We start from the raw sequence: 11,964 nt of genomic DNA, 5'->3' as shown, positions 1-11,964 counted from the left end.
GGCGCGCAGAATCAATGGGACGTTTGACTACACACGTTTTGGACGCTGCACACGGTTGCCCGGGGAGTTCGATCAAGGTCGAGCTGTACCGCGTTGAGGGGGCGCAGCTGGAATGGGTCGCCACTGCGATTACCAACAGCGACGGTCGTGTCGATTCGCCGCTGCTGCAAGGCGCTGACTATCGGTCCGGGGTCTATCAGCTTCAGTTTCACGCGGGTGATTACTACCGCGCCCGTGGGGTTCAGCTGCCTGAGCCTGCGTTCCTGGATGTGGTGGTGCTGCGTTTCGGCATCTCTGCGGAACAGGATCATTACCATGTGCCGTTGTTGATTTCGCCGTACAGCTATTCCACGTATCGAGGCAGTTGATCCCCCAAGTAGCTGCCTCCTCCGAGAAGCGACTGCGCATATAGCTTCTTTGGTCTTTCGCCCGCTCACACTGCGGGCTTTTTTTTGCCCTGAGGAATGTGGTGTTGCTGATGACGCCTTCGCGAGCAAGCCCGCTCCCACAGGAGTACGCATTCCAATGTGGGAGCGGGCTTGCTCGCGAAGCTTTTGCTTTAACGACTCAACAACGACGCCGCACCCGCGCCACTGAACAACCCCGCACTCACCCGGTTAAACCAACTCTGCCCCTTGCCGCTACGCAGATACCGCGCCGCGCCATGGGCACTGAGGCCATAAGCCAATTTGCACAGCAGATCCAGCACGGTCCAAGTGACGATCATCACCAGCAACTGCGGCAGAAACGGTTGCTCAGCACTCAAAAACTGCGGCAGGAAAGCGGCAAAGAACAAAATATCTTTCGGATTACTCGCGCCGAGCATGAATGCGCGCCCGAACAGTGCGCGAAAGCGCGGCACCGGTGCAGCCTGGGGCACTTCGGCGCCTTGGGATGGTTGACGCGATTGCTGCCAGCTCTGCCAGGCGAGATAGAACAGGTACAACGCACCGACGATTTTCAGGGCGCTGAACAGCTGTTCCGACGCCAGCAACAAAGCGCCCAGACCTAAAGCCGAAGCACTGAGCAGGCAGATCGACGCAATCACGCCCCCCAGAAACGCCGGATAAGAACGGCGTAAACCGTAATTCAGACTGTTGCTGATCATCAGCAACGACAGTGGCCCCGGGATCAGGATCACCACCAGCGCAGCGCCGCTGAACAGCAGCCAGGTTTCCAGACTCATCACTTTCCTCCCTATGTGCAAAAGCCCCACCCGACGGGGTGAGGCTGTTTGAAACACTGTTTTTGAAACGTAGACGGCTTACAAGAAAATGAACTTGGCGATGAAGATCGCGCAAAGCACCCACAGGCTGACGGAAATTTCCTTGTACTTGCCGGTGCCGGCCTTCAGCGCCACGTAGGTGATGAAACCCAGCGCGATGCCGTCGGCGACCGAGAAGGTCAGCGGCATCATGATCGCGGTGACGATCGCCGGAATGCTGTCGGTCGCCTCGTCCCATTCGATATGCGCCATGCCGCCCATCATAAGCATCGCCACATAAATCAGCGCACCGGCGGTGGCGTAAGCGGGAATCATGCCAGCCAGCGGTGCGAAAAACATCGCGGCAATAAATAGCACACCTACGGTCACAGCGGTAAGACCAGTCCGACCGCCCGCTGCAACGCCAGCGGCACTTTCCACGTAGCTGGTGACTGGCGGAACACCAACCACCGCACCGAACACGCTGGATGCACTGTCAGCTTTCATGGCGCGGGAAAGGTTTTCGATTTTGCCGTCGGGGTTCACCAGATTGGCGCGCTGGGCCACGCCCATCAAGGTGCCGGCAGTGTCAAACATGTGCACGAAGAGGAACGCCAGGACCACGCTGATCATGCTGACGTTGAACACGCCGGCGACGTTCATGGCCATCCAGGTCGGCGCAAGGCTTGGCGGCGCTGACATAATTCCTTCGTAGTGCACCAGGCCCAAACCCCAACCAGCCAGAGTCACGGTGATGATGCTGATGAGGATCGCGCCGAACACTTTGTGGTAGCTGAGCACGGCGATCATCAGGAAACAGATGGCAGCCAGCAATGGGCCAGGTTCGCGCAGGGAGCCGAGTTTGATCAGCGTAGCCGGGCTATCGACGACGATACCGGCGGTTTTCAACCCGATCAGTCCAAGGAACAAACCTACGCCGGCCCCCATGGCGAAGCGCAAACTCACTGGAATGCTGTTGAGCAGCCATTCGCGGATCCGTGAGAAGGTCAGAATCATGAACAACACACCGGAAACGAACACCGCACCGAGTGCGGTTTCCCAGTTGTAGCCCATGGTGCCGACCACGGTGTAAGTGAAGAACGCGTTCAGGCCCATGCCCGGCGCCAGGCCGACCGGCCAGTTGGCGTACAGACCCATCAACAGGCAACCCAGTGCAGCGGCGATGCAAGTGGCGACGAACGCCGCCCCGTGATCGATGCCGGCGTCGGCCATGATGTTCGGGTTGACGAAGATGATGTAAGCCATGGTGATGAAGGTTGTCAGACCGGCGATCAGCTCGGTCTTCACCGTGGTGCCATGCAAGCTGAGTTTGAAGATGCGCTCCAGCCAGCCATTGCGTATTGGCGGCGAGAGTTCCAGCGTCGGGGCTTCGGATTTGCGGCTTTCCACAGCGAGTACTCCTCAAGAGTTTTATTGTTATTTCCAGGGCCGGACCCATGAGGGTGGCAGCGACCCTTTGAGGCACTTGCGAATTTGTTGACTTGATGGTCAGGAACTCGCACGAAGCGAATTATGCTTTTGTATACAAATAAAGCAAATAATGTTTTTGATTTTGTAGACGAAAAGTTTGGCAATAGGGATATATCGGCTATAGACGATCGTTCCCACGCTCTGCGTGGGAATGCCGCCATGGACGCTTTGCGTCCGCCGTTGATGTGACGCAGAGCGTCACGGGATGCATTCCCACGCAGAGCGTGGGAACGATCAGCTTGGAAAGACCTGGGCTTTACCCAGCGCCAGATTTACCGCCAGCCACCCATTCACCGCCGTCTCCCCAGCCTCGGCAAACACCCGCTCGAGCAATTTCACCTGCTCGCGCCGTAGCGACTGCTCGAACCGCGCGCCATCGTCAGTCAGTTCCAGCAGCCGCTTACGCTTGTCGGTCTCGGACGCGACGCTATTCACCAAATGCATTTCCACCAACTGACGCAGCGGCATGTTCAGCGCCTGCTTGCTCACACCCAGCAACGCCAGCAACTCCTTGACGCTGAGGGCAGGGTAGCGGGCGATGAAAAACACGATGCGTTGGTGCACCCGGCTCAAGCCGCGACGCTCGAGCATTTCGTCGGCCTTGGCGGTGAAGGCCTGGTAGCCGAAGAAAAACGCTTCCATGGCTTGTTGCTGAGTACTAGGGTTTTTAAGGTCAAGCATGTTGACGTATCCGCTCGGTCTGTCGTAATTTCGGTCAACCAGTTTGACTCATTTTCCTCAGGCCTCGCTACCGGTGACCCCCCATGGCTTATTCCGAACGTGTCTCGCGCCTTAAAAGTTCTTTGATCCGTGAAATCCTCGCCGCAGCCCAGCGCCCGGAAGTGATGTCGTTCGCCGGTGGCTTGCCGGCCGAAGCCATGTTGCCGAAAGTCGAGTGGGCGGACATGCCGCTGTCCATGGGGCAATACGGCATGAGCGAAGGCGAACCGGCGCTGCGTGAGGCGCTAGCGGCGCAAGCCCGAGCGTTGGGTGTGCCGTGCGAGGCGAGTCAGGTGCTGGTGGTGAGCGGCTCCCAGCAAACCCTCGATCTGGCGGCCAAGCTCTACATCGACAAAGGCACCGAGATCCTGCTTGAAGCGCCGACCTACCTGGCGGCGTTGCAGATTTTTCAGCTGTTCGGTGCCGAATGCATTACCGTCCCGCAGGAAGCCGATGGCCCGAACCTGGCGCAATTGCGCAGCCGTCTGGAAAAACACAAACCCGCGTTCATCTACCTGATTCCGACGTTTCAGAATCCGTCGGCAGTGCGTTATAGCGAAGCCAAGCGCGACGCGGTGGCGGCGTTGCTCGACGAGTTCGGCGTGACCCTGATCGAAGACGAACCCTATCGCGAACTGACCTTCGATGGCGGCAGTGCCACGCCGATTGCCAGTCGCTTGAACAAGGCCAGCTGGATCTACACCGGCACCGTGTCGAAAACCCTGTTGCCAGGCCTGCGGGTCGGTTATCTGATCGCCAGCCCAGACCTGTTCCCACACCTGCTGCGGCTCAAGCAATCGGCCGATCTGCACACCAACCGCATCGGGCAATGGCAAGCGCTGCAATGGATCGGCACTGAGAAATACCAGCAGCACCTAAGCGAGTTGCGGGACTTTTATCGGGTTCGTCGGGATGCATTCCAGTCAGCACTTGAAAAGCATTTTGGCGACCTGGCGCAGTGGAATGTGCCGCAGGGTGGGCTGTTTTTCTGGCTGACGCTCAAGCAGCCGCTGGATACCCGCATGCTGCTCAAGGCTGCGCTGGCGGCGGATGTGGCGTTTATGCCGGGCGAACCATTTTTCCCTGAGCCGGACAATAACCCCGGCCACCTTCGACTGAACTTCAGCCACATCGATCCGGCGCGGCTGGACGAAGGGCTCAAGCGATTGGCGGCGGTGGTGCGCGAGGCTCAGGCGTTAGAAGCGGCCTGAGGGGGCAGGTATAAAACAATAAACCGGCCAATAGGCCGGTTTATTTTTGTCTGGGATTTGTAGTGCTTGTGCCGACGTCTTCGCGGGCAAGCCTCGCTCCTACAGGGGCGAGATGACCATTCGCACACACCGCCAACCTGTAGGAGCGAGGCTTGCCCGCGAAGAGGCCATCAGCCGCAGCACAAAACCATCAGGCTGCAGCAAACCGCTTATCCAGATAATCAATAATCACCTTGGACTCATACATCCAGGTGGTCTGGCCATTCTCTTCGATGCGCAGGCACGGCACCTTGATCTTGCCACCTTGCTCCAGCAGAGCCTGGCGATCCTGTTCGTTGTTCTTGGCATCGCGCAGTGCCACCGGAACGTTCAGGCGACGCAGGGTGCGGCGGGTTTTCACGCAGAACGGGCAGGCGTGGAACTGATACAGGGTCAGGCCCTTGGCAGCCGTTTCGACTTGAGCCTGAGCGGCGGCGGGGCGCTGCTTCTTGCCTGGACGAGTAATGAAATCGATGAAGATGATCAGTTGGCCGAGGCCGACACGAAGCGCTTTTACTAACACGGTACAAGCCTCACAGGAGCAAACAGAAGGCGCGCAGCTTACCTGATTTTTCACGGGCGAAAAAAAACCGGCGATCAATGCCGGTTTTCTTCGTGCTGAGAGTTACTTGATCAGGCTGAGAAACTCGCTGCGGGTAGCCGCGTTTTCACGGAACTCGCCGAGCATCACCGAGGTGATCATCGTCGAATTCTGTTTCTCCACACCGCGCATCATCATGCACATGTGCTTGGCCTCGATCACCACCGCAACGCCCAGGGCGCCGGTGACTTCCTGGACCGCATCGGCGATCTGGCGGCTGAGGTTTTCCTGGATCTGCAGGCGGCGGGCGTACATATCAACGATACGCGCGACTTTCGACAGCCCCAGAACCTTGCCGCTCGGGATATAGGCAACGTGGGCCTTGCCGATGAACGGCAGCATGTGATGCTCGCACAACGAGTAGAGCTCGATGTCCTTGACCAGCACCATCTCGCTGTTGTCGGAGCTGAACAAGGCACCGTTGGTGACCTCTTCCAGTGTCTGTTCATAACCGCGGCAGAGGTACTGCATGGCTTTGGCGGCACGTTTTGGCGTGTCGAGCAGGCCCTCGCGGGAGGCGTCCTCGCCCAATTGGCCGAGAATCTCGGTGTAATTCTGTTCCAGGGACATGAAACTACCTGTGGGATTTTACGCAAAGGGCAAGGGTACGGTGACGGACACGGCGCTGCAAGCGTGAAGCGACGGCATCACTCATCGCGACCTTCCATCATGGTGCGTTTGAGCATCACATAAACCGCTCCGGCGCCGCCATGTTTCGGCTGGCACGAGGTGAAGCCGAGCACCTGTGAATGCTGACGTAGCCACGTGTTGACGTGACTCTTGATCATCGGCCGCTTGCCATCCAGGCGTACCGCTTTGCCATGGGTGACACGTACGCAGCGGATTTCGAATTTGGTCGCTTCGGCCAGAAAGGCCCACAGGGTTTCACGGGCCTTTTCCACGCTCATGCCGTGCAGATCGAGGCCGCCTTCGAACGGAATCTGTCCGATCTTGAGCTTGCGCATCTGGCTTTCCTGGACGCCGTCGCGGGCCCACATCAGTTCGTCTTCGGGGCCGACATCAATGACGAACTGATCGGACAGACCGTCAACGGTGGTGGCATCGGTGCGCACAGTGGCGGCCTGGCGCAGCTTGGCGATTTGCGCGCGGTCGGCCTTGGGTTTGCCGGTTTCAGCGCGATCGTGCTTGATCGGCTTGACGCCTTGGATCGCGCTTTTGAACAGGGAAAAATCGTCGTCTTGCATGTCAGCCTCCGCGAAGGGCGGCCAGTTTACCCAAGTCGAGACGAATGGGGCGCGACAAAACGTCCGGCTTTGGGCTTAGTCGTGTTTTTTCATCAGGTGCGGCGACATATTCAGTTCCCGCGACTGGCGCGAGCGGCGACGGCAGCGACGCCATAGCCACACGCCGATGTACAGCACGAACAGGCCCACGGCCAGGATGATCGCCGAGCCCAGCGGGCTGGCATTCAATTCGCCCAGCGCCGGAGGCTTCCCCAGCAGGCTGGCCGCGCCGGCCATCGCCAGCAACACACCGCACGTCGCCAGCAAGGCAGCGAATGCTGCGCCGAAGCGAAAACGCCAGTTTCTTTGGCCTTTGGGCCGCAAGCGGCGTGCATCAAAACCATCGGATAACTTCATTCCGACCTTCCTCAATGGGTATCGGCCCTTCGACCGGGAGTTGACCGGGATGTTCCTGAGGCTAGGGCAATTACAGCAAATGAGAGGCTTTTGCGGATGAGCGGCGGCATGGACCGCTCATCGAAGGTCGATCAGATCAGTTCGCGGGTCTGGGCGAGGGTGGCGAAATTGTCCGCCATGATCGCCATCTCGGTGTGCTGAACGTGCTCGGCGCTCAGCACGCCACCCTTGTAGGGCAGGTCGCGAGTCGCGCAGGCGTCTTCAACCAATGTGCAACGAAAGCCCAGGTTCTTCGCGGCGCGTACGGTAGTGCTGACGCTGGAATGGCTCATGAAGCCGCAGACGATAAGGTCCAGCGAGCCGAGATTCTGCAGGCGCTCTAGCAGTTCGGTGCCGTGAAACGCGCTCGGCAGCAATTTGCCGATGATGGTTTCGTCGCCTTGTGGCTCAAGCCCCGGGATGAACTCGCCACGCTCGCCTTGCGGATCGAACAGCCCACCGACGGTGCCGAGGTGGCGTACGTGCACGATCGGCCGACCGGCTGCACGGGCAGCGGCCACCAGTTGCTTGATGTTCGCGACGGCAGCATCCATGCCGCTCAGTGCCAAGGGGCCGCTGAGGTATTCTTTCTGGGCATCGATGATGACAAGGGTCGCATGACCCAGGTTGGCCGCTGCATAACCACGGCCGCTGAGTTGAAACATCGTTTTTGGAACGGACATTCTGGGGCTCCTTCGGGTGGGGCTTTTGCGACATTGTCCTCTGGCGGAGCGCTTCTGTGAATCGCTACCATCGTAGGCATCGCCGTTGTTGGCTCGCAGCCTTGTCAAGATACTCGTTCTGTTCAATAGCTTGCTGAAAAAATAGAAGAGTCCTACATCTGATCCCGTGTTTTTCCTGCGTCGTCGCCGCGCCTTTTGGCTGTTAGAATCGTCAGTCGTTTTTTCTGGAGTTTGCCCCGTGATCACTTCCCGACTTCGCACCCTGCGTGACCATATCCGTTGGGCCGTCAGCCGCTTCCATGGGGAGGATCTGTTTTTCGGCCATGGGACCGACAACGCCTGGGACGAAGCCCGTCAACTGGTGTTGGGTGCGCTGCACTTGCCGTGGGAAATCGCCGACAGCTATCTGGATTGCCGTCTGGAAGACGACGAACTGGTCAATCTGCAACGCTTGCTCAAACGCCGCATCGAAGAGCGCATTCCGACCGCTTATCTGCTGGGCGAAGCCTGGTTCTGTGGCATGTCGTTCATTGTCGACGAGCGCGTGCTGATCCCGCGTTCGCCGATTGGCGAGCTGATCGAAAAGCGTTTTGAACCGTGGCTGGGCGCCGAACCTGCGCGCATTCTCGACCTGTGCACCGGTTCCGGTTGCATCGGCATCGCCTGTGCTTACGAGTTCCAGAATGCCGAAGTGGTGCTGGCCGACCTGTCGTTCGAAGCGCTGGAAGTGGCCAATCAGAACATCGAACGTCATGGTGTCGACGAGCGGGTGTACACCGTTCAGGGCGATGGTTTCGATGGTTTGCCGGGGCAACGTTTCGACCTGATCGTGTCGAACCCGCCTTACGTCGATGCGGAAGATTTCGCCGACATGCCGGACGAGTATCAGCACGAACCGGAGCTGGGCCTGGCCTGTGGCGACGATGGTCTGAACCTGGTGCGCCGCATGCTCGCCGAAGCGGCGGATCATCTGACCGAGAAGGGTTTGTTGATTGTCGAGGTGGGTAATAGTCAGGTTCACGTCGAGGCGCTATACCCGGAAGTCGACTTCGCCTGGCTGGAGTTCGAGCGCGGTGGGCATGGGGTGTTCATGCTGACAGCGGAGCAGTGCCGCGATCATCAGGCGTTGTTCGCTTCTCGCATTTAACCCCGCGATGATCGTTCCCACGCTCTGCGTGGGAATGCAGCCGGGGACGCTCCGCGTCCCAAGAGCCGAACGCAGAGCGTCCGTAGAGGCGTTCCCACGCGGAGCATGGGAACGATCAATCACCTCTGCGTAGCAATCCAGATCAATAACCCCGCCTGAAACACCGCAAACGCCACCAGACAGGTAATGGTAAAACGCAGCCCGGCGTCTTCGCGTTTGTACTTGCTGACCTTTTCTTCGTGCTTCTTCAGTTTGACTTCTTGCTCAGCCAGGTTTTGCTCGGCTTGCTGGAGCATCTGCGCGGCTTCGAGGATTTCCACCTGCTGCAGCTTTTCGCTGTTCCAGTCGCCGAGCAAATCACCGACCTGCACCTCTTTAACGCTGCCCTTCAAATGCTGGGCATCGGCGTAAACCACGTCAAAACCGTGCACCCGCAGAAAGTGATCGCGGCGCAGGCGAGTGTCTTCGTTCAGCGCATCCTTATTGTTCAGATCAGTGCCGTCGATGGTGTAGGCGGGCCATCTCTTTTTCGCCCACGTGACGCCCTGAGCCGACATATAGCGCCCGATGCCGCGGTTCATCGGCTCGATCTGCAAACCGCTTTCCGGCCCGAAATGCACGCGTTTGGTTGTGTGGTCGACCCACACGTCCAGATGATTCTGTTCTTTGCGCACGCGCTGGCCCGGCAGTTTGATGGCCATGCGCAGCAGGCTGCGTTCTTTGCCAGTGCGTTCGGCGTAACCGAATTCGACAAAGCGCAATGGCCGCCCGCCCGTGTTGCGATCGGTTTGCAGCGGCGCCAGGCGGAGCATTTTGTGGTGCTCGACGTGGACGTCCGCCCACGGCAGCTCGACCGCTGGCGGTGCGTCTTTTTCAGCGGTGGTGTCGGGTGAAGTCTGGGTATCAGTCATAACGGCGAGATCCTGTCCAAGCCCTGCTTGCCGCCAGCCAGTGCGCTGGCGACAAAGGCTTATCGGCCGTTTTTTTCAGGACTGGAGGGCTAGGGAGGGTTAACGGGAGCGAAGTCCGTCAATAAACCCGATGATTCGCGCGCCGAGTTCCGCTGCCAGCGGTAATTGTGGATCCTTATAGGAGGCCAATTGCCGCTTCACGTCGTTGGGCACGATGCGCATCACGTGGTTCATGCCTTCGATCAGCGCCAGTTCGGCGTCCGGTTTGGCAGTCTTGAGCGCCTGGGCGTCATCCACGCCGACCTGAATGTCGTTGCTGCCCTGGATGATCAGCGCCGGCATTTTCAGTTTGGCGAAAGCGGCGGCGGGATCCTGGCGAAACAGCGAAATCAGATACGGCTGTACGCTGGGGCGGAAAATTACCTGCAATTGCGCTGGCACGTTGTCGTCGGTGTGGCCGGCCTTGAGACTGTCGAGCAGTTCATTGCTGCGCAGCATCAACGCAGGCGGCAGGCGATTGCTCAACTGCTGGCGCAGCACCTGATCGATCGGCCGGGCGCTGCCAGACAGGGAAATCACCGCCCCGGCATCGACGCTCGGCGCCGCCAGACTGGCGATCAACGCACCTTCGCTGTGGCCCAGCAAAATCAGCTTGCCAAAGCGCGGATCGGTTTTGAGCTTGTGGCCCCAGGCTTCTGCGTCGGCCACATAGGCCTCCACCGACAAATTGCGTTCGTCCGGAGTCGCAGCCAGGCTCGCCGCCACGCCGCGCTTGTCGTAGCGCACACTGGCGATGTTGTGTTTGGCCAGCACCCAGGCCAGCCGTTTGAGGCTGTCGTTGCGTCCGCCGTCGGGGTTGTTTCCGTCACGATCCGTAGGACCGGAGCCGGAAATGATCAGTACAACCGGCACAGGCGTGTCGGACTTGGGCAGCAACAGCGAGCCGAAAAGCTCGCCGCTCCCCGTGTCCAGACTGATCGGGCGTTGCAGGACAGTGGCCTGGGCCACATAGGGGAGCAGGCCGGTAAACAGGGTAAGGCTCAAGGCTAGAACTCGCAGCATCATCACGCCATCATTCACAAGGTGCCGGTTGGACTCGCGGGCACCCATAAGGTTCGAGGATGAACTAGTCGGGTAGCCTGCGTATACTGGCGCGCATTACGTATTTTAGTTTCGATTTCACGGAGCGTCCCGCATGTCCGGCAATACCTACGGCAAGCTGTTCACTGTCACCACCGCGGGCGAAAGCCATGGTCCGGCGTTGGTCGCCATTGTCGATGGCTGCCCGCCGGGCCTGGAGATTTCCCTTGAGGATCTGCAGCGCGACCTGGATCGCCGCAAGCCCGGCACCAGCCGCCACACCACCCAGCGCCAGGAAGCCGACGAAGTCGAAATCCTCAGCGGTGTGTTCGAAGGTCGCACCACCGGTTGCGCCATCGGCCTGTTGATCCGCAACACCGACCAGAAGTCCAAGGACTATTCGGCGATCAAGGATCTGTTCCGCCCGGCCCACGCCGACTACACCTACCACCACAAATATGGCGAGCGCGATTACCGCGGCGGCGGTCGCAGTTCGGCCCGTGAAACCGCCATGCGCGTGGCGGCAGGGGCGATTGCGAAAAAGTACCTGGCCACTCAGGGCATCGTCATTCGCGGCTACATGAGCCAGCTCGGCCCGATCGAAATTCCGTTCAAGACCTGGGATTCGGTGGAAGAAAACGCCTTCTTCAGCCCCGACCCGGACAAAGTGCCGGAGCTGGAAGCCTATATGGACCAGTTGCGTCGCGACCAGGATTCGGTCGGCGCGAAGATTACCGTGGTCGCCGAAGGCGTGATGCCGGGCCTTGGCGAGCCGATCTTCGACCGCCTCGATGCAGAACTGGCCCACGCGCTGATGAGCATCAACGCGGTCAAAGGCGTGGAAATCGGTGCCGGTTTTGCCAGCATCGCCCAGCGTGGCACCGAACACCGTGATGAAATGACCCCGGAAGGTTTCCTCAGCAACAACGCCGGCGGCATTCTGGGTGGCATCTCGTCCGGTCAGCCGATCGTTGCACACCTGGCACTCAAGCCAACCTCGAGCATCACCACGCCGGGCCGTTCCATCGACATCCATGGCAACCCGGTTGAGGTCGTCACCAAGGGCCGTCACGACCCGTGCGTCGGTATCCGCGCCACGCCGATTGCCGAAGCGATGATGGCCATCGTGTTGATGGATCACCTGCTGCGTCACCGTGGGCAGAATGTCGATGTGCGTGTGAGCACTCCGGTTCTGGGTCAGCTTTAATGGCTGACTTCACAGCCGCTGCGGTTTGAC

The 11,964-nt window shown here is 59.5% G+C and carries 14 protein-coding genes; 4 read left to right on the top strand and 10 right to left on the bottom strand.

All coding sequences use genetic code 11. The features are described 5' to 3' along the window. Positions 1-14: 14 nt before the first annotated feature. Positions 15-368, top strand: a complete 354-nt coding sequence (uraH, locus tag MEB48_RS22870) for a hydroxyisourate hydrolase (RefSeq protein ID WP_237886144.1) — start codon at positions 15-17, stop codon at positions 366-368. Between the two features lie 191 nt (positions 369-559). On the opposite strand, the gene MEB48_RS22865 is transcribed toward uraH, so the two are convergent. From MEB48_RS22865 to MEB48_RS22855, 3 genes are all read right to left on the bottom strand, one after another. Beyond that, positions 560-1,186, bottom strand: coding sequence for a LysE family translocator (locus MEB48_RS22865; RefSeq protein ID WP_237886143.1), 627 nt, complete (start codon positions 1,184-1,186; stop codon positions 560-562). Between the two features lie 78 nt (positions 1,187-1,264). Further along, positions 1,265-2,614, bottom strand: coding sequence for an NCS2 family permease (locus MEB48_RS22860; RefSeq protein ID WP_442969118.1), 1,350 nt, complete (start codon positions 2,612-2,614; stop codon positions 1,265-1,267). Positions 2,615-2,929: 315 nt separating this feature from the next. Beyond that, positions 2,930-3,376, bottom strand: coding sequence for a MarR family winged helix-turn-helix transcriptional regulator (locus tag MEB48_RS22855; protein ID WP_237886142.1), 447 nt, complete (start codon positions 3,374-3,376; stop codon positions 2,930-2,932). Positions 3,377-3,459: 83 nt separating this feature from the next. Here MEB48_RS22855 and MEB48_RS22850 point away from each other — a divergent pair, with 83 nt between their 5' ends. Further along, complete coding sequence (locus MEB48_RS22850; protein WP_237886141.1) at positions 3,460-4,626, top strand: aminotransferase-like domain-containing protein; 1,167 nt, start codon at positions 3,460-3,462, stop codon at positions 4,624-4,626. Between the two features lie 190 nt (positions 4,627-4,816). Here the strand turns inward: MEB48_RS22850 and MEB48_RS22845 are convergent, their stop codons facing one another. The 5 genes from MEB48_RS22845 to MEB48_RS22825 form a co-directional block, all read right to left on the bottom strand. Continuing rightward, entirely contained in the window at positions 4,817-5,188 is a 372-nt protein-coding gene (locus MEB48_RS22845) for a glutathione S-transferase N-terminal domain-containing protein (protein WP_237886140.1), read from the bottom strand. A 102-nt stretch (positions 5,189-5,290) separates the two neighbouring features. After that, positions 5,291-5,836: a GTP cyclohydrolase I FolE gene (folE, locus tag MEB48_RS22840; RefSeq protein WP_205889605.1), complete on the bottom strand. Its 546-nt coding sequence runs from the start codon at positions 5,834-5,836 to the stop codon at positions 5,291-5,293. Positions 5,837-5,913: 77 nt separating this feature from the next. Continuing rightward, complete coding sequence (locus tag MEB48_RS22835; RefSeq protein ID WP_237886139.1) at positions 5,914-6,471, bottom strand: Smr/MutS family protein; 558 nt, start codon at positions 6,469-6,471, stop codon at positions 5,914-5,916. 75 nt (positions 6,472-6,546) lie between these two features. Continuing rightward, on the bottom strand, positions 6,547-6,867 hold the full coding sequence (locus tag MEB48_RS22830) for a hypothetical protein (protein ID WP_237886138.1): 321 nt from the start codon (positions 6,865-6,867) through the stop codon (positions 6,547-6,549). Positions 6,868-6,998: 131 nt separating this feature from the next. Beyond that, a complete protein-coding gene (locus MEB48_RS22825) occupies positions 6,999-7,589 on the bottom strand; it encodes a cysteine hydrolase family protein (RefSeq protein ID WP_008005646.1) in 591 nt (196 codons plus the stop codon). 238 nt (positions 7,590-7,827) lie between these two features. Between MEB48_RS22825 and prmB the strand changes: the two genes are divergently transcribed. Further along, a complete protein-coding gene (prmB, locus tag MEB48_RS22820; RefSeq protein ID WP_237886137.1) occupies positions 7,828-8,736 on the top strand; it encodes a 50S ribosomal protein L3 N(5)-glutamine methyltransferase in 909 nt (302 codons plus the stop codon). 119 nt (positions 8,737-8,855) lie between these two features. Here the strand turns inward: prmB and MEB48_RS22815 are convergent, their stop codons facing one another. Further along, on the bottom strand, positions 8,856-9,647 hold the full coding sequence (locus MEB48_RS22815) for a hypothetical protein (protein ID WP_237886136.1): 792 nt from the start codon (positions 9,645-9,647) through the stop codon (positions 8,856-8,858). 99 nt (positions 9,648-9,746) lie between these two features. Next, a complete protein-coding gene (locus tag MEB48_RS22810; protein ID WP_237886135.1) occupies positions 9,747-10,757 on the bottom strand; it encodes an alpha/beta hydrolase in 1,011 nt (336 codons plus the stop codon). An 85-nt stretch (positions 10,758-10,842) separates the two neighbouring features. Between MEB48_RS22810 and aroC the strand changes: the two genes are divergently transcribed. Then, positions 10,843-11,934, top strand: coding sequence for a chorismate synthase (gene aroC / locus MEB48_RS22805; RefSeq protein WP_030131637.1), 1,092 nt, complete (start codon positions 10,843-10,845; stop codon positions 11,932-11,934). The last annotated feature ends 30 nt before the right edge of the window (positions 11,935-11,964 follow it).

The sequence above is a fragment of the Pseudomonas sp. PGPR40 genome (genome assembly GCF_022014505.1).
Taxonomy (GTDB): domain Bacteria; phylum Pseudomonadota; class Gammaproteobacteria; order Pseudomonadales; family Pseudomonadaceae; genus Aquipseudomonas.
Note: the sequence above shows the minus strand (reverse complement) of the source record. Positions and strands in the feature narration are given on the sequence as shown.

Excerpts from the sequence above, each read along its gene's own strand:
- uraH (WP_237886144.1), top strand. The coding sequence starts at position 15 with ATGGGACGTTTGACTACACACGTTTTGGACGCTGCACACGGTTGCCCG.
- MEB48_RS22865 (WP_237886143.1), bottom strand. The coding sequence starts at position 1,186 with ATGAGTCTGGAAACCTGGCTGCTGTTCAGCGGCGCTGCGCTGGTGGTG.
- MEB48_RS22855 (WP_237886142.1), bottom strand. The coding sequence starts at position 3,376 with ATGCTTGACCTTAAAAACCCTAGTACTCAGCAACAAGCCATGGAAGCG.
- MEB48_RS22850 (WP_237886141.1), top strand. The coding sequence starts at position 3,460 with ATGGCTTATTCCGAACGTGTCTCGCGCCTTAAAAGTTCTTTGATCCGT.
- folE (WP_205889605.1), bottom strand. The coding sequence starts at position 5,836 with ATGTCCCTGGAACAGAATTACACCGAGATTCTCGGCCAATTGGGCGAG.
- MEB48_RS22835 (WP_237886139.1), bottom strand. The coding sequence starts at position 6,471 with ATGCAAGACGACGATTTTTCCCTGTTCAAAAGCGCGATCCAAGGCGTC.
- MEB48_RS22830 (WP_237886138.1), bottom strand. The coding sequence starts at position 6,867 with ATGAAGTTATCCGATGGTTTTGATGCACGCCGCTTGCGGCCCAAAGGC.
- MEB48_RS22825 (WP_008005646.1), bottom strand. The coding sequence starts at position 7,589 with ATGTCCGTTCCAAAAACGATGTTTCAACTCAGCGGCCGTGGTTATGCA.
- MEB48_RS22815 (WP_237886136.1), bottom strand. The coding sequence starts at position 9,647 with ATGACTGATACCCAGACTTCACCCGACACCACCGCTGAAAAAGACGCA.
- MEB48_RS22810 (WP_237886135.1), bottom strand. The coding sequence starts at position 10,757 with ATGGGTGCCCGCGAGTCCAACCGGCACCTTGTGAATGATGGCGTGATG.
- aroC (WP_030131637.1), top strand. The coding sequence starts at position 10,843 with ATGTCCGGCAATACCTACGGCAAGCTGTTCACTGTCACCACCGCGGGC.